20 protein-coding genes and 1 pseudogene are annotated in these 18,597 nt (G+C 69.2%); 11 read left to right on the top strand and 10 right to left on the bottom strand.

The features are described 5' to 3' along the window. Positions 1–54: 54 nt before the first annotated feature. The 6 genes from FHW73_RS14835 (at position 55) to FHW73_RS14810 (ending at position 5,632) form a co-directional block, all read left to right on the top strand. Positions 55–1,566, top strand: a complete 1,512-nt coding sequence (locus FHW73_RS14835) for an efflux RND transporter periplasmic adaptor subunit (protein WP_345776195.1) — start codon at positions 55–57, stop codon at positions 1,564–1,566. Then, positions 1,563–2,330, top strand: a complete 768-nt coding sequence (locus tag FHW73_RS14830; protein ID WP_183427520.1) for an ABC transporter ATP-binding protein — start codon at positions 1,563–1,565, stop codon at positions 2,328–2,330. The genes FHW73_RS14835 and FHW73_RS14830 overlap by 4 nt, the downstream gene beginning before the upstream one ends. Next, positions 2,327–3,565 (top strand): ABC transporter permease, encoded by a 1,239-nt coding sequence (locus FHW73_RS14825; protein WP_183427519.1) that lies wholly within the window; start codon positions 2,327–2,329, stop codon positions 3,563–3,565. Before FHW73_RS14830 ends, FHW73_RS14825 begins: the two co-directional genes overlap by 4 nt. A gap of 49 nt (positions 3,566–3,614) precedes the next feature. Next, positions 3,615–4,286 (top strand): sigma-70 family RNA polymerase sigma factor, encoded by a 672-nt coding sequence (locus tag FHW73_RS14820; RefSeq protein WP_183427518.1) that lies wholly within the window; start codon positions 3,615–3,617, stop codon positions 4,284–4,286. Positions 4,287–4,305: 19 nt separating this feature from the next. Further along, positions 4,306–4,683 (top strand): VOC family protein, encoded by a 378-nt coding sequence (locus FHW73_RS14815; protein WP_183427517.1) that lies wholly within the window; start codon positions 4,306–4,308, stop codon positions 4,681–4,683. Between the two features lie 283 nt (positions 4,684–4,966). Next, positions 4,967–5,632 carry a LysM peptidoglycan-binding domain-containing protein gene (locus FHW73_RS14810; protein WP_183427516.1) on the top strand — a complete coding sequence of 222 codons (666 nt, stop codon included), beginning with the start codon at positions 4,967–4,969 and terminating at the stop codon, positions 5,630–5,632. Positions 5,633–5,735: 103 nt separating this feature from the next. Here FHW73_RS14810 and FHW73_RS14805 read toward each other — a convergent pair whose 3' ends face one another. Both FHW73_RS14805 and FHW73_RS14800 read right to left on the bottom strand, forming a co-directional pair. After that, positions 5,736–6,254 (bottom strand): hypothetical protein, encoded by a 519-nt coding sequence (locus tag FHW73_RS14805; RefSeq protein WP_221187583.1) that lies wholly within the window; start codon positions 6,252–6,254, stop codon positions 5,736–5,738. A gap of 70 nt (positions 6,255–6,324) precedes the next feature. Further along, complete coding sequence (locus FHW73_RS14800; protein WP_183427515.1) at positions 6,325–7,035, bottom strand: SGNH/GDSL hydrolase family protein; 711 nt, start codon at positions 7,033–7,035, stop codon at positions 6,325–6,327. 223 nt (positions 7,036–7,258) lie between these two features. On the opposite strand from FHW73_RS14800, the gene FHW73_RS14795 reads away from it, so the two are divergent. Genes FHW73_RS14795 through FHW73_RS14775 form a run of 5 tightly spaced genes read left to right on the top strand, consistent with a single transcriptional unit; the run spans position 7,259 to position 10,704 of the window. After that, positions 7,259–7,639 (top strand): diacylglycerol kinase, encoded by a 381-nt coding sequence (locus FHW73_RS14795; protein ID WP_183427514.1) that lies wholly within the window; start codon positions 7,259–7,261, stop codon positions 7,637–7,639. A gap of 51 nt (positions 7,640–7,690) precedes the next feature. Next, complete coding sequence (locus tag FHW73_RS14790) at positions 7,691–8,470, top strand: TerC family protein (protein ID WP_183427513.1); 780 nt, start codon at positions 7,691–7,693, stop codon at positions 8,468–8,470. Positions 8,471–8,474: 4 nt separating this feature from the next. Next, positions 8,475–9,365, top strand: a complete 891-nt coding sequence (lgt, locus tag FHW73_RS14785) for a prolipoprotein diacylglyceryl transferase (RefSeq protein ID WP_183427512.1) — start codon at positions 8,475–8,477, stop codon at positions 9,363–9,365. Between the two features lie 2 nt (positions 9,366–9,367). After that, entirely contained in the window at positions 9,368–10,162 is a 795-nt protein-coding gene (locus FHW73_RS14780; protein ID WP_183427511.1) for a thymidylate synthase, read from the top strand. Between the two features lie 29 nt (positions 10,163–10,191). Beyond that, positions 10,192–10,704: a dihydrofolate reductase gene (locus tag FHW73_RS14775; protein WP_183427510.1), complete on the top strand. Its 513-nt coding sequence runs from the start codon at positions 10,192–10,194 to the stop codon at positions 10,702–10,704. Here the strand turns inward: FHW73_RS14775 and FHW73_RS14770 are convergent. The 8 genes and pseudogenes from FHW73_RS14770 to lptD form a co-directional block, all read right to left on the bottom strand. Then, complete coding sequence (locus FHW73_RS14770) at positions 10,689–11,306, bottom strand: DUF1287 domain-containing protein (protein WP_183427509.1); 618 nt, start codon at positions 11,304–11,306, stop codon at positions 10,689–10,691. The two genes, FHW73_RS14775 and FHW73_RS14770, sit on opposite strands and share 16 nt — an antisense overlap. A 5-nt stretch (positions 11,307–11,311) precedes the next feature. After that, positions 11,312–12,139: pseudogene (locus FHW73_RS14765) on the bottom strand (symmetrical bis(5'-nucleosyl)-tetraphosphatase); the annotation flags it as partial. Beyond that, entirely contained in the window at positions 12,139–12,522 is a 384-nt protein-coding gene (apaG, locus tag FHW73_RS14760) for a Co2+/Mg2+ efflux protein ApaG (protein ID WP_047137325.1), read from the bottom strand. The pseudogene FHW73_RS14765 and the gene apaG, both read right to left, overlap by 1 nt. Before the next feature lie 38 nt (positions 12,523–12,560). Then, positions 12,561–13,370, bottom strand: coding sequence for a 16S rRNA (adenine(1518)-N(6)/adenine(1519)-N(6))-dimethyltransferase RsmA (gene rsmA / locus FHW73_RS14755; RefSeq protein ID WP_183427507.1), 810 nt, complete (start codon positions 13,368–13,370; stop codon positions 12,561–12,563). Between the two features lie 28 nt (positions 13,371–13,398). Beyond that, the gene (locus tag FHW73_RS14750; RefSeq protein ID WP_183427506.1) at positions 13,399–13,746 is read right to left on the bottom strand and encodes a tRNA-binding protein; all 348 of its coding nucleotides are present in this window, start codon (positions 13,744–13,746) and stop codon (positions 13,399–13,401) included. Continuing rightward, positions 13,743–14,723 carry a 4-hydroxythreonine-4-phosphate dehydrogenase PdxA gene (gene pdxA, locus FHW73_RS14745; protein ID WP_183427505.1) on the bottom strand — a complete coding sequence of 327 codons (981 nt, stop codon included), beginning with the start codon at positions 14,721–14,723 and terminating at the stop codon, positions 13,743–13,745. Before pdxA ends, FHW73_RS14750 begins: the two co-directional genes overlap by 4 nt. Positions 14,724–14,726: 3 nt before the next feature. Next, complete coding sequence (locus tag FHW73_RS14740) at positions 14,727–16,046, bottom strand: peptidylprolyl isomerase (RefSeq protein WP_183427504.1); 1,320 nt, start codon at positions 16,044–16,046, stop codon at positions 14,727–14,729. Further along, entirely contained in the window at positions 16,043–18,520 is a 2,478-nt protein-coding gene (gene lptD / locus FHW73_RS14735; RefSeq protein WP_183427503.1) for an LPS-assembly protein LptD, read from the bottom strand. The genes FHW73_RS14740 and lptD overlap by 4 nt, the downstream gene beginning before the upstream one ends. Positions 18,521–18,597 lie beyond the last annotated feature (77 nt).

The following is an 18,597-nucleotide window of genomic DNA, read 5'->3' as shown; positions in this document are numbered from 1 at the left end:
GTCATATCGCCCATCGAAGATGCCTGCATGTCGAGCCGTGCCAAGCCCAAGTCCGTGTCCCGTCGCCGTGGTCCGGCGCGCATCGTGCCCATCGTCGTGGGGATCGCCGTCATCGCCGCGGGGCTGTGGTGGTGGACCGGGCGCAGCAGCGAGGGCGCCGAGTCGGCCTACCGCACCACGCTGGTCGAGCGCGGCGACATCCGCGTGGCGATCTCGGCGACCGGCACCCTCAGCGCGACCTCGACGGTGACCGTCGGCAGCCAGATCTCGGGGCAGATCACCGACGTGCTGGTCGATTTCAACGACAAGGTCGTCAAGGGCCAGATCATCGCGCGCATCGATCCGAGCAGCTACCAGGCGCAGATCGAGCAGGGCAGCGCGCAGATCGCCTCGGCGCGGGCGTCGTTGGCGCAGGCGCAGGCGACCCTGGAGAACGCTGAGCTCGACTATCGCCGCAAGGCCGACCTGGGCACCCAGCGCTTGGTCGCGCAGAGCGACATCGACCTGGCCAAGGCCGCACTCGACCAGGCGCGCGCCCAGGTCGCCTCGATGCAGGCGCAGATCCGCCAGCAGACCGCCGCGACGCAGACCACGCGGGTCAACCTGGATCGCACGGTGATCCGCTCCCCGGTGGACGGGGTGGTGCTGCTGCGCTCGATCGAGCCCGGGCAGACGGTGGCCGCGAGCATGACCGCGCCCGAGCTGTTCCAGATCGCCGAGGACCTGGCGAAGATGCGCATCGAGCTGTCGGTCGATGAATCGGACATCGGCCAGGTGCGCGCCGGGCAGACGGTCAACTTCACCGCCGACGCCTTTCCCGATCGTCAGTTCCGCGGCGTCGTCGAGCAGGTCCGGCTGTCGGCGACGACCACCAACAATGTGGTCACCTATCCGGTGGTGGTGACCGTCGACAACAGCGACGGCACGCTGCTGCCGGGGCTCACGGTCAATGCCGAGATCGAAGTCAGCAACCGCCGCAACGTGCTCAAGGTGGCCAGCGCCGCGACACGCTACAAGCCGGCCGATGCAGCGCAGATCGCGATGGCGGCGCCCTCGGGTGCCCCCGGTGGCGGCCTGGCGGCGGACCTCGAGGCCGCAGCCGCAGACCTCGAATTGAATGCATCGCAGCGGGCCGCCTTCGATGCGGCGCTGGCCGCCATGCGCGCGCGCCAGCAGGAGCGTCAACAAGCCGGGGCCCAACGCGCACCCGCGGGCGGGCGTGGCCCGGCGGCAGGCGGCCCTGGTGGACCGGGCGGCGGACCGGGCGGTGGCGCGCGCGCGCTCGACCCCCGGCTGCAGGCGCAGATCCGCCAGCGCATGACCGAGCGCGTCCAGCAGGAGTTTGCCGGCTTCGCCGCACAGCTCGACGACACCCAGCGCGCGCAATGGCAGCGCACGCTGGCATCTCTGGTCGGCGCCACGCGGACCACGCTCTATCGCCTGGTCGACGGGCAGCGCGAGGCGGTGCCGGTGCGCATCGGCGCCAGCGACGGCAGCAGCGTCGAGATTTCCGGTCCGCTCGCCGAGGGCGATGCGATCGTCATCGGCGAACGTGCGCCGCGATGAGCACATCCGCTCCGGCACCCGCGGCAGCGCCCGTCATCGAGACCCGCGCGTTGAGGAAGGTCTACGCCGAAGGCAGCGAGGCGGAGGTCGTGGCCTTGCGCGGCGTCGATCTGCTCATCCGGCGCGGCGAGTTCGTCGCGATCATGGGGCCGTCGGGGTCGGGCAAATCGACGTTGATGAATCTCATCGGCTGTCTCGACACGCCCAGCGATGGCATCTATCTGTGCGACGGCGTCGATGTCGCGACCCTCGACCGCGAAGCGTTGGCGGCCCTGCGTCGCGACACGATCGGCTTCGTGTTCCAGGGCTTCAACCTGCTGCCGCGGATGAGTGCGCTCGACAACGTGGCGATGCCGCTGGGCTATGCCCGCGTGTCGCCCGCCGAACGGCGGGCGCGGGCGCAGGCCGCGCTCGAGGCGGTCGGGCTGGGCGCGCGGACTGCGCACCGGCCCAGCGAGTTGTCCGGTGGCCAGCAGCAGCGCGTCGCGATCGCGCGCGCGCTGATCAACCGCCCGCCGGTGCTGCTCGCCGACGAGCCGACGGGCGCGCTCGACACCCGCACCGGCGAGGAGATCCTCGCGCTGTTCAAGCAACTGCGCGACGACGGCCATACCGTGGTGCTGATCACCCACGACCCCGAGGTTGCCGCGCATGCCGACCGCACCTATGTGATGCGCGACGGCGAGCTGCATGAAGAGCTGGGAAGCGGGCATCCGGCCCTTCATACCGAGGCCGCCACCCAACCGTCTGGAGGGCGCCCATGAGCTTCCTCGACGTGCTGCGCACGGCGATCTTCGCGCTGCGCGGCAACTGGATGCGCAGCGCGCTGACGTCGCTGGGCGTGATCATCGGCATCGCCGCGGTCATCGTCATGGTGTCGGTGGGGCAGGGCACCCAGGCCGAGATCGATCGGCAGCTGTCGGGCCTGGGCGCGCAGAAGCTCGACATCGGCCCCAGCGCTGGCCGCTCGCCTGGCGGCGCACGCATGAGCGCCTCGAGCTTCTTCACCCTCAACGAGGGCGACATCGATGCGATCCGCCAAGAGATCCCGGAGGTGCAGTACATCTCCGGTTCGTTGCGCGGCAGCAGCCAGGTGGTCTACGCCGAACGCAACTGGAACAGCAGCTGGCGCGGCGTCCAGCCCGATTTCCTGGAGATCAATGGCTGGACGATCGCCAATGGCAGCGGCTTCGAGCCCCAGCACTTCACCGGCGCCGAGCGCGTGGTGCTGCTCGGCGAAACGGTACGCCGGGAGCTGTTCGGTGAGGCCAGCGGCGTCGGCGAACAGGTGCGCATCGGCCGCACGATCTTCACCGTGCTCGGCACGCTCGACAGCAAGGGGCTGAGCGGCTTCGGCAGCGACCAGGACGAGATCCTGATCGTGCCGCTGGACACCGCGCGAAGGCGCCTGATGGGCGCGATGGGCCTGCCGGCCGGCGCGGTCATGGATGTCTCGCTGACGGTCGCCGATGCCGGCGACCTGGGCTATGTGCAGAACGAGGTGGAGTCACTGCTGCGCCAGCGCCACCGCATCGGCCCCGGCGAGCCGGACGACTTCCAGGTGCGCAACGTCTCGCAACTGGTCGCCACCCGCAACCAGACCACCCGGCAGATGTCGTGGCTGCTCGGCGCGGTCGCGACGATCTCGCTGATCGTCGGCGGCATCGGCATCATGAATATCATGCTGGTCTCGGTGACCGAGCGGATCCGTGAGATCGGTCTGCGCATGGCGGTCGGCGCCGGGCCGTCGGATATCCGCCGCCAGTTCCTGGCCGAGGCGATGCTGCTGTCGTTGGGCGGCGGTGTGCTGGGCATCGCGCTGGGCGTGATCGGGGCGTTGTTGGTAGGGCACTACAACAGCGAGTTGCCGATCCAGCTCAACGGCAACGTGGTCGCGCTGGCAGCCGGGTTCTCGGTCGCGACCGGCCTGTTCTTCGGCTACTACCCGGCGCGCAAGGCCTCCGAGCTCGATCCGATCGAGGCGCTGCGCCAGCAGTGAGCCGCGAGGCGGACGTCCTGCGCGCACGGGGTGGCGCTATGCTCCGTGCATGCCTGCGCCTCGTGCCGATGCCACAAGCGGCGATCTGCCCCGATCGCCGGCGATCGACGCTACCGTACTGCGTCGTCTGCGCGCACAGGCGGCGCGCCTGAGCCGACGCGCGGCCGATGTCGACGATCTGGTGCAGGAGGTCCTGCTCGCCGCGATCCTGGCCGGCCGCACCGATGCGGCATGGCTGGCAGGCACCTTGCGCCGGCAGGCCGCCATGGCGGCGCGCGGTGCGGTGCGACGGCGGCGGCGCGAGGATGCGGCCGGCCAATGGCTGCAGGCACGCGATCCCTGCGACGTGGTGGCTCTGCCAGCGCTGCCGACGATGCCGCTCGCGGCACGACGCGTGGCCCGGCTCGCCCTGCATGGGCTCGATGCTGCCGAGATCCGTTGGCTGCTCGGCATTTCGCCGCAGGCGTTCCGGCAACGCTTGGTCTCGATCCGCAAGTCCGTCGCGTCGGCACCTGCAGATGTCCGGGCGGCTCTGCAGGCCTTTGCCGCAGCGCCGGCGTCGCGCTGCGCTCCGATGCCCCGGCCGATGGGGCCGATCCGCTGCGTGCTGCAGCACGCAGCGTTGGGCAGTGCGCTCGGCACACACGATCCCAGTGGGCAGCTGTTGCTGATTCGTCGCGGTGCTCACACTTCGGCCCCCGGCGGCAACGTATCGGCGTAACCCATCCTCAGGACTCGCCATGCTCGCAAATGCCCGACTCGAAACGCTTGTGTTCTTCGTCGCCGACCTGCCACGCAGTGCGGTCTTCTACCGTGACGTGCTCGGTCTGACGCTTACGGTCGAAGACAGTCATGAGGGCTCGATGGCCATCGCCCAGGCCGGCAGCGTGACGCTCGTGTTGCTCGAACGCGCCGTCCGGATGGGCGACACCCCGATCCCGGTGTTCTCGCTCGATGGCGGCATCGACGATTGCGCCGATGCGCTCGTCGCCAAGGGCGTGGAGATCGTGACCCCGGTCAGCGAAGCGCCCGATGGCGGGCTCACCCTCGACTTCCTCGATCCCGACGGCACCGTACTGAGCCTGCACCAGCCCATGGGGGCCGCCCGCCGGCGCTGATCGCTGATCGCTGATCGGTCGAGCCACGGGCAGACGGCGGCGCGATGGGCGGCGCACGAGGGCTTGCACGTCTGCACGCAGGCCGATCGCCCCGTCGCTTCACAACGCACACGGCATCGCCGTGGCAATGCCGTCGCATGGACAGGCCGGGCCGCGCGATGAATGGGGAACGCCTTCGGACTAGGGTCGCTCCCAGATTGAGCGGGTGGATCGGGGCGGTGACAGTGCAGGTGTCCGCCCCAGTGACCTGGGGCCTGCCCGAATCCGTTCCGGAGGCTCAGCGATGACTGCGATCGGCAGCACCTCGTCCCACCACATCGCCTGGGGCGATACCCTCAGCGCACTGGCCGTGCGCTATGGCACGTCGGTCGATGCGCTGATGTCGGCCAACAGCCAGATCCGCGACCCCAACAAGATCTACGCCGGCGACACGCTCAATATCCCCGGCGCCGCAGGCGGCGCGACCGGCAGTCAGGGGACCGGTGGCGTTGGCGGCACCGGCGCGGTCAGCGATACCGGGGCGGTCGATGCACGCAACCCGGCCGCGATCGCCGAGCAGTTCATCGGGCGCAACGCGGGCGAACTCAAGTACAGCGACGAACTCCCGATGCAGTCGTGGGTGCCCAACAACGTCAACTGCGCGAACTTCGTCTCGGCGGTGCTGCAGAAGGCCGGTGTCATCGATGCCGGCCAGGCCAGCGCCTCGGTCGACCAGTTGGCCAACAACCTCAAGGGCGAGGGTTGGCAGACGGTGTCGCTGGCCAATGCCCGACCTGGCGATGTCGTGCTGATGCAGAAGAACGGCCAGTCGCACGTGGTGCTGTTCGCCGGCTTCGAAGGCGGCAAACCGCAGTTCATCGGCTCCAACAACGTCAATGCCGACGGCTCGCAGCGCATCAGCTGGGGCGGTGCCTCGGGCAATTACGAGATCATCACGCCGCCGCGTTGAGGCCGGGTCGCGGATCCATCGAGGCCGGCATTCGCCGGCCGCTTTGATGTGTGCACAAGTCGTGCGAGCGCCCGCGCCTTGGCGCACACGGAGGGCGCCGCCGCTAGAACCCGAACAACTGGCGGGGTGCCGCGTGCGTCTGCGGCCAGGTCAGCCACGCCACATCGGACGGCCCGATCGCTTGGTCGAGCACCGTCCATTGCGTCGTGGCGGGGTTCGCGTCCGTCGCTGTCCCGTCGTGGGGCGGCGCTTCCGACGCCGCGTCGGCGGCGTTGGTCGGCGCAGGCTGCGCGCGCAGCAGCGCCACATAGACATCGGACATGCCACCGGCCGCAGCACGCTCCGCATACGGCGTGCCGGCGTAGTCCGGGCGTCCGCCCCCGGGGGCGCGCAGCGTGCCCTGCAGGAACGCCCAATCGCCCAGCCGGTCCAGGCGTTCGACGTCGAGGACCACGCGGTCACCGAGCGCGTTGCGCAGTGGCGCGGTGGCGGCCTCGAGCAGGGCGTCGTAGCCCGGTGCGCCGGGGTGCTGTGGCGCGACGGTCGATTGTGCGAACGCATGCGGCATGGGAACTCCCAGGGTCAGCGCGGCCAGCAGGCCGGCGGCGAGGCGGAGGCGCATGGCCGTGCTCCGGGTCGATACCCGGCGCAGTCTCGCCGGGCACGCATTCGGGCCGGGTGAACGCCCGGCGTCAGCGGACCAGGTAGGGGCCGATGATCTCGCGCCACAGCGCATAGCCGGCGGCGTTCATGTGCAGGCGATCTTCGATGAACAACGCCTCGCGCGGCACGCCGTTCACATCCAGCATCGGGGTGAAGACATCGATATAGGCGACATTGCGCTGGGTCGCGGCCCAGGCGCGCAGCGCGTCGTTGGCCTCTCGCTGGACGCCCAGCAGGTTCGCGCGCAACGGGCTGGGCTTGATGCCGAGCAGCGCGATCTGGGTGCCGGGCAGCTCGGCGTGGACACGCCGGACGAAGAGCTGCGTGTCGGCCAGCACCTGTTGCGCGGACCGGCCGTCGGCGGTGTCGTTGTCGCCGGCGTAGAGCACGATCTGGCGCGGGCGGTAGCGCAATGCGATCTCGTCGGCGTACCACACCGAATCGCGCACCTGCGAGCCGCCGAAACCGCGGTTAAGCACCGGCACGTCGGGGAAGTCGGCCGCTAGTGTGTCCCAGAAGCGCACCGACGAGCTGCCGGTGAACACCACCGGCCGCTCCGGCGGCGGCGTCGCGGCGTCCTGGGCGGCGAACCGGGCCATATCGGCTGCCCATTCGGGCGATGACACCGGGTCGAGGCCGGCGGTGAAATTGCGCGGGCTGCTGGCACAGGCGGCCAGCAGCAGGGCAGCGAGCGAGAGGACGGCGGCGGCGCGGAAACGGGCGAAAAGCGGGGCATGCATCAGGGACAGGACCAGGTTCGAACGAGCCGCCAGTCAAACAGCCCCTGTCGCACGATGCAAACCACGGCCGGCCCGAGGCCCGGGATGTGGCAGAATCGCCCGGTCGCGACAGTCCTTCCGATCCGGTCTGCCAATGCTTTCGACCCCTCCGCGGCCCGTGCGCCGAGCCCCGCCGGTGCGCATCTGGCGTTCGGCGATGATCCATCGGGCGCGGACGTGAGCGATGGCTGACGAGACCGGACACTGGCCGCGCGGGCCGGCACGGATGCTCAAGGCCACGGTGTGGTCCTGCCAGGGCCTGCGCGCCGCCTGGTTACACGAGTCTTCGTTCCGGCTCGAGGTCTGCCTGCTGGTGGTGCTCGCGCCGCTGGCCTTGTGGCTGGGCGCGACCGGCGTGGAGCGGGCGCTGCTGCTGGGCAGCTGCCTGCTGGTGCTGGCGGTGGAGTTGTTGAATTCGGCGATCGAGGCGGTGATCGAGCGTTACGGCGCCGAGCATCACGAGCTCGCCGGGCGGGCCAAGGATATGGGATCGGCCGCAGTGTTCGTGACGATGATCAATGTGGTGGCGGTATGGACGCTGATCCTGCTGCCGCGCTGGCTGTAGACGCCGCCGCGAGCCCCGCGGTGGCTGGACCCAAACGAGGAAGCCCTCCCCATGATGGAACTGCTGACCGACCCCCAGGTCTGGATCCTGCTGATCACGCTCAGTGCGATCGAGATCGTGCTCGGCATCGACAACCTGGTCTTCATCTCGATCGCCGTCGGCAAGCTGCCCGTCGAGAAGCGCGAGTTCGCGCGCAAGTTCGGTATCGCCGTGGCCTGCATCACGCGCATCGGCCTGCTGCTGACGCTGGCCTGGCTGGCGCGGTTGACCGATCCGCTGTTCGAGCTGTTCGGCCGCGGCATCTCGGTGCGCGACCTGATCCTGATCCTCGGCGGCCTGTTCCTGATCGTGAAGGGCGCGATGGAGATCCGCGAGCAGCTCAAGGGCGAGGATCCCGAAGCCCATGGCAGCGTCGGCAAGGCGACGGCGTCGTTCGGTGCGGTGATCGCGCAGATCGCGGTCATCGACATCGTGTTCTCGCTCGACTCGGTGATCGCCGCGGTCGGCATGGCCGGCGAGTACGTGCCGGTAATGGTCTGCGCGATCCTGCTGGCGGTGACGGTGATGCTGCTGGCCGCGCAGCCGCTGGGCAAGTTCATCGACGCCAACCCGACGGTGAAGATGCTGGCGCTGGCCTTCATCGTGCTGATCGGTGTCTACCTGCTGCTCGATGGCTTCGGTCTGCACATCCCCAAGGGTTACATCTACGGCTCGATGGGCTTCTCGGCGTTCGTGGAGATGCTCAATCTGTGGGCCAAGCGCAACGCGATGCGCAATCGCGGTGAGGTGACACCGCCGGTCGACGAGCCCACGCATCCGCTGCCGCGCTGATCCGATGATCATCCTTCACCAGATCGATCCGATCGCGCTGCAACTGCCGCAGATCGGCCCGTTCCATCCGTCGGTCCACTGGTACGGCGTGATGTACCTGCTGGGCTTCGGCATGGCCTGGTGGCTGGGGCGGCTGCGCATCCGCGCCGGCCGCCTGCCCGGCGTCGATGTCGAGCGCTTTGGCGACCTGCTGTTCAACGGCATCCTCGGCGTGATCCTCGGTGGCCGCATCGGCTACGTGCTGTTCTATACGCCGGGCGAGCTGATGGCCGACCCGTTGATGCTGTTCAAGGTCTGGGACGGCGGCATGAGCTTCCACGGCGGTCTGATCGGCGTGCTGGTGGCGGCGTGGTGGTGGGCGCGGCGCCAGCGCCTGCACTTCTTCGACGTGATGGACTTCGTGGCGCCGTTGGTGCCGCCGGGCCTGGGCTTCGGCCGGCTGGGCAACTACATCGGTGCCGAACTGTGGGGCAAGTACACCCAGGCTGGCTGGGGCGTGGTGTTCCCGACCGATCCGGCGTTCGCCGGCTGGTCGGCAGAACGCCTGCAGGCCGAGTTTGCGACCGGTGCGCTGGATCAATTCGCGCGCCACCCCTCGCAGCTTTACCAGGCGGGCCTGGAGGGGCTGGCGATGTTCGTCATCCTGTGGCTGTTCTCGCGCAAGCCGCGTGCGCGCTATGCGGTCTCGGGGATGTTCGCGCTGCTCTACGGCGTGTTCCGGATCCTGGTCGAGTTCGTGCGTGTGCCCGATGCGAATATCGGCTATCTGGCCTTCGGCTGGGTCACCCAGGGACAACTGCTGTCGCTGCCGCTGGTCGCGCTGGGTCTGTTCCTGCTGTGGCGTTCGCGCAGCGCGCCGGTGTTGCAGCCGGCCGTGCCGGCGCAGGCGGGCTGAGCATGCGCCAGTACCTGGATCTGCTGCGTCATGTGCTCGAGCACGGCAACGACAAGGCCGACCGCACCGGCACCGGCACGCGCAGCGTGTTCGGCTGGCAGATGCGCTTCGACCTGGCCGAGGGCTTTCCGCTGGTCACGACCAAGAAGCTGCACTTGCGCTCGATCGTGCATGAGCTGCTGTGGTTCCTGAAAGGCGAGACCAACATCGGGTATCTCAAGGCCCACAAGGTCGGCATCTGGGACGAGTGGGCCGATGCCGACGGCGAACTGGGGCCGGTCTACGGCAAGCAGTGGCGGCGCTGGACCGGCAGTGACGGTCGCGAGATCGACCAGATCCGCTGGGTCGTCGAGGAGATCGTGCGCAATCCCGACTCGCGCCGGCTCATCGTCAGCGCCTGGAATGTCGCCGACCTGCCGCAGATGGCGCTGATGCCCTGCCATACGATGTTCCAGTTCTACGTCGTCGACGGCCGCCTGAGCTGCCAGCTCTACCAGCGCAGCGGCGACATTTTCCTCGGTGTGCCGTTCAACATCGCCAGCTATGCGCTGCTCACGCACATGGTCGCGCAAGCCACCGGCCTGGGCGTCGGCGATTTCGTGCACACGCTCGGCGACGCGCATCTGTACACCAACCACTTCGACCAGGCCCGAGAGCAACTGACGCGCACACCGCGCCCACTGCCGCGGCTGCGCTTGAATCCGGACGTGACCGACCTGTTCGCGTTCGGCTACGACGACATCGCTTTCGACGGCTACGACCCGTGGCCGGCGATCAAGGCGCCGGTCGCGGTATGACGGCGCGGCAGTCGGCCGTGGGGGCGCCGATGACCGAGCGTGCCACGCCGCGGATCGTGTTGATCGCAGCCCTGGATCGCAATCGCGCGATCGGTGGCAGCAATGCTCTGCTCTGGCACCTGCCCGACGATCTGAAGCGCTTCAAGGCGTTGACGTTGGGCCAGCCAGTGCTGATGGGGCGGAAGACCGCCGAGTCGATCGGCCGCGCGCTGCCCGGTCGCCGCAATCTGGTGCTGACGCGTTCGGGCCGCGCGCCGTTCGACGGGATGGAAGCGATCGCGTCGCTCGATGCGGCGATCGCGCAGACCGCCGCCGACGGTGCCGATGCGCTGTGTGTGATCGGCGGCGGCGAGCTCTACGCGCTCGCACTGCCGCGCGCCACACACCTGGCGCTGACCTGGGTCGATGTCGAGGCCGATGGCGCCGATGCCTGGTTTCCGGCCTTTGAGGCGGCCGACTGGATCGAGACTGCGCGGCAGGATCACGCCACCGACGCGCGCCACGCGCACGCGTTCGCGTTCGTCGATTACCGCCGCGCCTGAGCCGCCGACGCCGGCGCGAGCGCGGGCCGGTAATGGCCGATGATGCGCCAGCGCCGCAACACGTTTTCCTCGCGCGTGCCGCGGGCGATGTTGTGCAGCACCAGCGGCGTGCCGTCGCCGGCCTTGCGGTCGGACACGATGCCGATATGCAGCAGGCCGTTGTCCAGGCGCCAGGCGACGATGTCGCCGGCGCGGACATCGCCTGGCGCCTGGGTGACGGGCCGCGACCAGCCCTGGCGCGTGAACCAGGTCGTCTGGTTGGGCACGCGTCGATGGTCAATGTGCGGGTCGGCGGCCAGGTGCTGCCATTGGCGCGGGTAGGCGTGCGGATGGGCGCGCTTGTCCTGGTGGATGCGTTGCTGCAGGTCGATCCCCTGCGTGCGCAGCGCGCGCACCACCACATCGGTGCAGACGCCGCGGTCGGCCGGCACGTCGCCGCCGGGATAATCCAGGCGGACGTAGGCCGGGTCGTAGCGGACGGTGACGCCGACTTGCCGGCGGGCGGCGTCCGCCAGCGGATGCGCGATCGCGGTCGCCGACAGCACCAGGCCGATCAGCGCGAGCGCTGCCAGCCGGCGCTGCAGGCGCGGACGCCGACTCATCTGGCCGGCGGCGGTACGTCGCGTCCGGGCACCTGCACAATGCGCAGGGTCTCGGCATCGAGCTGCAGCGCGGTGAGCTTGCCGCCCCAGACCGCGCCGGTGTCGAGCGCGTGGATGCCGTGGCCGATGAACAGGCCCAGCGTCGACCAGTGGCCGCAGACGATCTTCAGGTCGCGCTCGGCACGGCCCGGGACCTCGTACCAGGGATAGAGGCCAGGCTGCTGGGTCCCGGGCGCGCCCTTCTCCTCGAATGCGATGCGGCCCTTGGGCGCGCAGTAGCGCATGCGGGTGAAGATGTTGATGATCGCGCGATCGCGGTCGGGCCCGGACAGGTTCGGCGACCACGCCGGGCGATCGCCGTACATGTTGCGCAGCAGCTTGCGATAGCCGGGGCTGCGCAGCTTGCGTTCGATCTCGGCGGCGTGCTTTTCGGCCAACTGGGTGGTCCAGCGCGGCGCCAGGCCCGCGTGCAGCATCATCCAGCCCAGCGTGCGGTCCACGTGCAGCAGCGGACAGGCGCGCAGCCAGTCGAGCAGCACATCGCGGTCGTGCGCGAACAGCACGCCGCGCAGATCCGGATTGACCTTGCGCTGGTCTTCTTCGCGACGCTCGGCGATCGCCAGCAGCGACAGGTCGTGGTTGCCCAACACGCTGACGACGTTCTCGCGCAGCGAATGCACCAGCCGCAGCGTCTCGACCGATTCGCCGCCGCGATTGACCAGGTCGCCGCAGAACCACAGCCGGTCGACGGCCGGATCGAAGCGGATCGCCTCGAGCAATCGCGCGGTCGCACCGTAGCAACCCTGCAGGTCGCCGATCGCCCAGATCGCCATCAGTGCAGGGTACGCGGAACCGACAGCGTGAACGGCGGAATCGGGGCGTCAAAGTGCGCGCCGTCGTCGCCGACCATGTCGTAGCTGCCCTCCATCGTCCCGACCGCCGTCGACAGCACCGCGCCGGAGGTGTAAGTGAAGGCCTCGCCGGGTTCGAGCCGCGGCTGTTCGCCGACGACGCCGTCGCCATGCACTTCTTCGACGCGGCCATTGGCGTCGGTGATGATCCAGTGACGCGAGACGAGCTGGGCCGGCAACCGGCCGACATTGCGGATCCGGATGGTGTAGGCGAACACGTAGCGATCGTCGTCGGGCGTCGATTCCTCGTCGAGGAAGCGCGTCGCGATCTGGATTTCGAGGGTGTAGTCGGCAGTCTCGTCCATGGCGCGCTCAGTGTAGCGGGCGGCAATGAATGCTTCGACTATGGCGTGGCCGTATGGTTGGCCAGACGCACGAAATCGGCCACCGACAACTGCTCGGCGCGTTGCTGGGGATCGATGCCGGCTGCCGTGATCGCCTCGGCGTCCATCGTGCCGCCCAGCGCGTTGCGCAGGGTCTTGCGGCGCTGGCCGAACGCGGCGCGGACGATATCGGCGAAGCGCTTGGGATCGATGATGCCGATGCGCTCGGGCGCACGCGGCACCAGCCGCACGACCGCCGAGTCGACCTTCGGCGGCGGGCGGAACGCGCCGGGGCCGACGACGAACAGCGACGTGACCTCGCAATAGGCCTGCAGCATCACGCTCAACCGTCCGTAGACCTTGCTGCCAGGGCCTGCGGCCATGCGCTCGACCACTTCCTTCTGCAGCATGAAGTGCATGTCCACGATCGAGGCCGCATGGGCCAGCGCGTGGAACAGGATCGGCGAGGACAGGTTGTAGGGCAGGTTGCCGACCAGCCGGATCGGCGTGCCGTCTGCGAGCGCGCTCAGATCGACGTCGAGCACGTTGGCATGGACCAGAGTCAACGCGCCGTGTGCGGCCGCCTGCGCGGTCAGTGGCGTCAACAGGTCGCGGTCGAATTCGATCGCCGTCAGGCTGCCGTGGCGGTCGAGCAGCGGGAACGTCATCGCGCCCTGGCCGGGCCCGATCTCGACCAGGCGGTCGCCGGGCTTGGGGTCGATCGCCAGCACGATCTTGTCGACGACCCCGCGCTCGTGCAGGAAGTTCTGGCCGAGCGATTTCTTCGGCGGTTCGGTGAAGCTGCCGGAAGCGGCGGAGGATCGGATCATGGGACGGGTCGCTGAAAAAGAAGGGAGGTCACAGCAGCCGGGTGCCGGGCGCGATGTCGCCGTCGGGCACGCACAGCCGGACCTTGCCCTCGGTGTCGTGGAAGCCGGTGATCAGGCACTCCGACATCAGTGGCCCGATCTGTTTAGGGGGGAAGTTCACCACACCCACGACCAGACGGCCGACCAGGGCCTCGGGTGCGTAGTGGTCGGTGATCTGCGCGCTGGACTTGCGCACGCCGATCTCGGGGCCGAAGTCGACCTGCAGCACATAGGCCGGGCGCCGCGCCTTGGGAAACACTTCGGCGGACACCACGCGGCCCACGCGCAGGTCGACGCGCAGGAAATCGTCCCAGTCGATCGGCGCGCCGGCGCTCATGCCGCGGCCCGGCGATGGCGAGCGAGCGCGGCGCACTGGTCGATCGCACAGAACAGGCTCGACGGGTCGGCGCGGCCGCTGCCGGCGAGGGCGAGCGCGGTGCCATGGTCCACCGCGACGCGGGGATACGGCAAGCCCAGGGTCAGGTTGACCGCCGATTCGAAACCGCTGTGCTTGAGCACCGGCAGGCCCTGGTCGTGGTACATCGCCAGCACCGCATCGACATCGGCCAGACGCGTCGGCAGGAACGCGGTATCGGCCGGCAGCGGGCCGTCGAGGGCGAGCCCCTCGGCACGCAGCCGCGTCAGCAGCGGCGCGATGATGTCGCGCTCCTCAACGCCCAGGTGACCGTCCTCACCCGCATGGGGGTTGAGGCCGAGGACCGCGATCCGCGGCGCCGGCAGCCCGAAGTCGCGACGCAATGCGGTGTCGAGGATGCGCAACACGCGCTCGAGGACGGGCGCGGTGATGGCATCGGGGACGGCGCGCAGCGGCAGATGGGTGGTCGCGAGCGCCACGCGCAGTTGCGGGTTGGCGAGCATCATCACGACATCGCAGCCGGCGTCGTCGGCCAGCAGCTCGGTCGTGCCAGTGTAGGGCACACCGCCGGCGTTGATCGCCGCCTTGTGCACCGGGCCGGTCACCAGGCCGTCGAAGCGGCCTTCGCGGCAACCGGCCGCAGCGTGCAACAGCGCATCGAGGATGCTGCGTGCGTTGCGCGGGTCGGGCGTGCCGAACGCGGGGACATGCGCATGCGGGAGCTCGATCAGGCGCAGCGTACCGGGGGGCACCTGCGGTGCCTGGGCATCGGCGAAGGCGATCGGCAGCGCGATCGCGTCGGCGGCCCGACGCAAGGCCTCGCGATCGCCGATCGCGACCAGGTCGGCCTCACAGGCGCGCCAGGCGGCGCGCACACACAGCTCCGGGCCGACGCCGGCCGGCTCGCCCGGCACCAGCGCCAGCCTGGGCCGGGTCATCGCTCAGCCGCCGCCGCCGATCTCAGGATCGGGGTTGGGGCCGATGCGGACGCTGACATAAGCCTCGCCGCGCATCTCACGCACATAGCGATCCCATTCGTCCTCGAGCTTGCGCTGGCCGATGGCCTCGCGTGCCTGAGCGCGCCGGTTGTTGTCGTTGCCGGCCGACTGGCGGCTAGCCATGCGCTGGACGATGTGCCAGCCGGCCTGCGTGCGGAACGGCTGGGAGACATCGCCGTTGCCGAGCGCGGCGACCTGGCCGCCGAAGTCCGGGCCGAACTCGTCCTGCGTGAACCAGCCCAGGTCGCCGCCGTTGGCCTTGGTGGCGTTGTCCTCGGAGCTGTCGCGGGCGATCTGCGCGAAGTCGGCGCCGCCCACGATGCGTGCGCGCAGCGAATCGGCACGCGCCTTGGCGGCGCTGTCGTCGTCGCCCTGGGCGCGGATCAGGATGTGGCGGGCCTGGTACTCGGTGACCGTGCCGGCGCCGCCGTTCTGGCTGGCGTCGCGCACATCCACCAACTGCAGCAGCTGGAAGCCGCTGGGGCCGCGGATCGGGCCGATGACCTGGCCCGGCTGCAGCGAAGTGACCGAGGTCGCGAACGCGGCCGGGATCTCGTCGCTCCGGCGCCAGCCCAAGTCGCCGCCTTCCAGTGCGTTCGGGCTGTCGGAGTAGCGCACCGCCGCGGCCGAGAATTCCATCTCGCCACGGTCGATCAGGCCCTTGATGCCGTCGATCTTCTGCTGGCCGGTCTGGATCTGCTCGGGCGTGGCGCCCTCGGGCAGCGCGACGAGGATGTGCGCCAGGCGGTACTGAGCGCCGGTGGCCTGCGCCGACAGGGCGGCATCGACCTCGGCATCGCTGACCGAAATGCGGGTCTGTGCGAAGCGCTGGCGCATGCGCTGGATAAGCAGTTCGTCGCGCAGTGAGGCGCGGAAGTCGTCGAACGACATGCCGTCGCCGGCCAGCTGACGACGCAACTGGTCCATCGAGAAGTTGTTCTGCTGCGCGATCGCCGCGATCGCCTGGTCGACTTCTTCGTCGCTCACGCGCACGCCCGTCTGCTGAGCACGCGCGGTCTGCAGGCGCAATGTGATCAGCCGCTCGAGCACCTGGCGCTCGAGGATCTCCTGTGGCGGCAACTGGTCCTGGCGGGTCGCGTACTGGGTGCGGATGTTGTTCACCGCGCGGTCGAGTTCGCTGGCGAGGATCACGTCCTCGTCGACGACCGCAGCGATGCGGTCGAGCGGTTGCAGGGTCTGGGCATGCGCGGCGGCGGCGCACAGCACGATGGCGGCCGCGAGGGAACGGATCAGTGTCTTCATTGGCTCAGGCCGGGAGTGATGGATTCATCGTCGTCGCTGTTGCGCAGCTCCGACGGCGGCACGAGATAGAGGTCGTCACGGTAGTAGCCGAGAATAGCACGGCGCAGACGGCCCTCCGTGTCGGGTCCGGCCGACCCCAGGCCCTTGAGTTCGACTTCGAACATGATGGCGTTGTTCATCTCGCCCTGGCGGTTGCGCAGGTAGCGCCGGCCGACCACGCGAGCGGCCAGGCAGCAGCTGTCCCACTGCACACCAGCCACCGCTTCGAGCAATTGATTGTCGGCGAGCGAGTAGTAGTAGCGCCCGACCAGGCTCCAGGTCGGGTTGATCGGATACAGGAACGACAGGTCGGCCTGCTCGATGAGGTCGCTGCGGCGGCGGTAGGCAAAGTTGACGATGCCGTCGTCGCCGATCAGGTAGCGGGTGCGGACACTGGCCAGGTCCTCGCGGCGGAACTTCGGGTCCCACTGGTAGCCGGCGCTGATCGTCCAACGGTCGTTGATCGCATAGGTCGAGTCGGCGACCCAGGCCGAGCGCCCGCGCTCGATCTGGGTTTCGTTGCCGACTGTCACCCGCGAATCGTCCAGGTAGACGATCTGGCCCAGGCTCGCGCTGAGCTTTTCCCGGCCGTCGGACTCACGGATCAGGCGCGTGCTCACCGCCAGCGTCACCTGGTTGGCGTCGGCCTGACGGTCGGCACCCGAGTAGCGGTTGTCGCGGAACAACTGCCCCCAGCCGAAGGTCAGCGGGCTGGTGTCGAACAGCGGCAGCGCCGACTGATCGCGGTAGGGCGAGTGCAGGTAGTAGATCCGCGGCTCGAGCGTGTGCAGGTAGTCCTCACCACGGAACCGGGTGTTGCGGTCGAAGAACAGCCCGGCATCGAGCGAGGTGATCGGCTGGCTGCGGCTGGGTGCGGTGTCACGCAGCTGGCCAAAGGCCGCCTGGTACTGGCCCTGCAGCGCATCGGGAATGGGCTCCCCACCGCCGATGCCCAGCGCCCCGCGGGCGCGCTGGTCGGCGATCGAGTCGGCCAGCTCCCGGTCCAACCCGTAGGCGGTGTGCCGCCAGGCGAGTGTGGGACGCAGGAACCAGCTCGGGCCCTCGAGCGGCATCGAGATGTAGGGCTTGAGGTCGACCCGGCTGCCGCCGGGACGGGCAACGTCGTCGACGTGCGAGAACCGGGTCGCGGTGGCGTTGACGCCGGCAGTGAACCAGCGCCCGTACGGCCGTTCCCAGCTGAAGTAGGCATGCGGCAGGCGGTTGTAGGGCAGGATCGACTCGGGCAGCGTGTAGTCGGTCAGCATCTGGTAGTCGGCCAGCACGCCGGCGTTCCAGTAGCCCTGCGGACCCGATCGGCCCTGGCCGAAGACACCGAGCTGGCTGACGCCGCTGATCGACGAGATGCCGTCGACATTGTTGCTGGCGTCTTCCAGATAGCGCGGGTCGCTCATCCAGGTCAGGTTCGCGCGCGCCTGCCAGGTCGGATTGAGATCGGCCGAGCCGCTGAAGCTCAGGAACCCGCGGTCGTCCTTGCGGCGGTTCTCGGCGATCGGCACCTGGGTCTGCTCGAGTTCGCGCTCGCGGCTGGCGAGCTTGTCGGACGGCAGGTAGGCCACGTCGAGCACGCCGCGGGTGGCGTCGGTCATGAACCGGAACTCGGTACCCAGTTGCAGGCCGCGCTTACTCATCCAGCGCGGCTCGAGCGTCATGTCGTAGTTCGGCGCCAGATTGAGATAGATCGGCTGCGAATAGTCGAAGCCGTTGCGGCTGGACTGCGAGATCCGCGGATAGAGCAGGCCGGAGATACGGCGCTCGTCGATCGGGAAGCGGAACCAAGGGATGTACAGGACCGGCACCTTGCCCACGCGAAGGGTCGCGCTGCGGGCCGTGCCCATGCCCAGGTCGGTGTCGACGTCGATCTGCCGGGCCTTGAGTTCCCACCAGCGGTCGCTGGGCGGGCAGGTCGAGTAGGTCGAACCCAGCAGCGCACCCTGGGCGCCCTCCATGCGGATGTGGTCGGCGCCGCCGTTGCCACGCCGGGCCGTGAGCTGGTAGCGCACGTTGTCCATGCGGTAGGCCTCGGCCAGGGTGTCGCCCTGCAGCTTGTCGGCGACCACCCGCATGCCGGCGTCCTGATAGCGGACGTTGCCATCGGCCACGAAGGTGCCGTCTTCCTCGGAATAGTCGAGGTCGTCGGTCCCCAGGAACTGATCGCCGCGGCGCAGTGTGACGTTGCCCGAGAACGTGCTGCTCTCGCCAGTGACGCCTTCGAAGGCATCGCCGTCGATGTCGGTGGGCTGTTTTTCGCGGTCTTCGACCGAGCCGACCGGCGCCTGGGCGTCGGCGAACGCCGGGACGGCATCTTCGACCGGGCACAGCGCCCAGTAGTTGGGACGTGGCAGGTCGTCGGCCTGGGCCGTGAGCGACAGCGCGATGCAGAACGGAAGAGGCAGCAGGCGGAGGGCGGGGCGCACGGTCGATCCGTTCGGCCAAAACGGGCGCCAGCATGCCGCATCCCTTGTGCAGCGGCAATGCAGCCCCTCGGCCTTCC

Source organism: Luteimonas sp. RC10 (assembly GCF_014192745.1).
GTDB lineage: Bacteria > Pseudomonadota > Gammaproteobacteria > Xanthomonadales > Xanthomonadaceae > Luteimonas.
This window is presented reverse-complemented; position numbering and strand designations above follow the sequence as displayed.

Coding starts and splice junctions, on each gene's coding strand:
- pdxA (WP_183427505.1), bottom strand. CDS start 14,723: ATGACCCGGCCCAGGCTGGCGCTGGTGCCGGGCGAGCCGGCCGGCGTC.
- FHW73_RS14815 (WP_183427517.1), top strand. CDS start 4,306: ATGCTCGCAAATGCCCGACTCGAAACGCTTGTGTTCTTCGTCGCCGAC.
- FHW73_RS14780 (WP_183427511.1), top strand. CDS start 9,368: ATGCGCCAGTACCTGGATCTGCTGCGTCATGTGCTCGAGCACGGCAAC.
- apaG (WP_047137325.1), bottom strand. CDS start 12,522: ATGGACGAGACTGCCGACTACACCCTCGAAATCCAGATCGCGACGCGC.
- FHW73_RS14790 (WP_183427513.1), top strand. CDS start 7,691: ATGATGGAACTGCTGACCGACCCCCAGGTCTGGATCCTGCTGATCACG.
- FHW73_RS14825 (WP_183427519.1), top strand. CDS start 2,327: ATGAGCTTCCTCGACGTGCTGCGCACGGCGATCTTCGCGCTGCGCGGC.
- rsmA (WP_183427507.1), bottom strand. CDS start 13,370: ATGATCCGATCCTCCGCCGCTTCCGGCAGCTTCACCGAACCGCCGAAG.
- FHW73_RS14805 (WP_221187583.1), bottom strand. CDS start 6,254: ATGCGCCTCCGCCTCGCCGCCGGCCTGCTGGCCGCGCTGACCCTGGGA.
- FHW73_RS14830 (WP_183427520.1), top strand. CDS start 1,563: ATGAGCACATCCGCTCCGGCACCCGCGGCAGCGCCCGTCATCGAGACC.
- FHW73_RS14740 (WP_183427504.1), bottom strand. CDS start 16,046: ATGAAGACACTGATCCGTTCCCTCGCGGCCGCCATCGTGCTGTGCGCC.
- lgt (WP_183427512.1), top strand. CDS start 8,475: ATGATCATCCTTCACCAGATCGATCCGATCGCGCTGCAACTGCCGCAG.
- FHW73_RS14750 (WP_183427506.1), bottom strand. CDS start 13,746: ATGAGCGCCGGCGCGCCGATCGACTGGGACGATTTCCTGCGCGTCGAC.
- FHW73_RS14810 (WP_183427516.1), top strand. CDS start 4,967: ATGACTGCGATCGGCAGCACCTCGTCCCACCACATCGCCTGGGGCGAT.
- FHW73_RS14800 (WP_183427515.1), bottom strand. CDS start 7,035: ATGCATGCCCCGCTTTTCGCCCGTTTCCGCGCCGCCGCCGTCCTCTCG.
- FHW73_RS14820 (WP_183427518.1), top strand. CDS start 3,615: ATGCCTGCGCCTCGTGCCGATGCCACAAGCGGCGATCTGCCCCGATCG.
- FHW73_RS14795 (WP_183427514.1), top strand. CDS start 7,259: ATGGCTGACGAGACCGGACACTGGCCGCGCGGGCCGGCACGGATGCTC.
- FHW73_RS14770 (WP_183427509.1), bottom strand. CDS start 11,306: ATGAGTCGGCGTCCGCGCCTGCAGCGCCGGCTGGCAGCGCTCGCGCTG.
- FHW73_RS14775 (WP_183427510.1), top strand. CDS start 10,192: ATGACCGAGCGTGCCACGCCGCGGATCGTGTTGATCGCAGCCCTGGAT.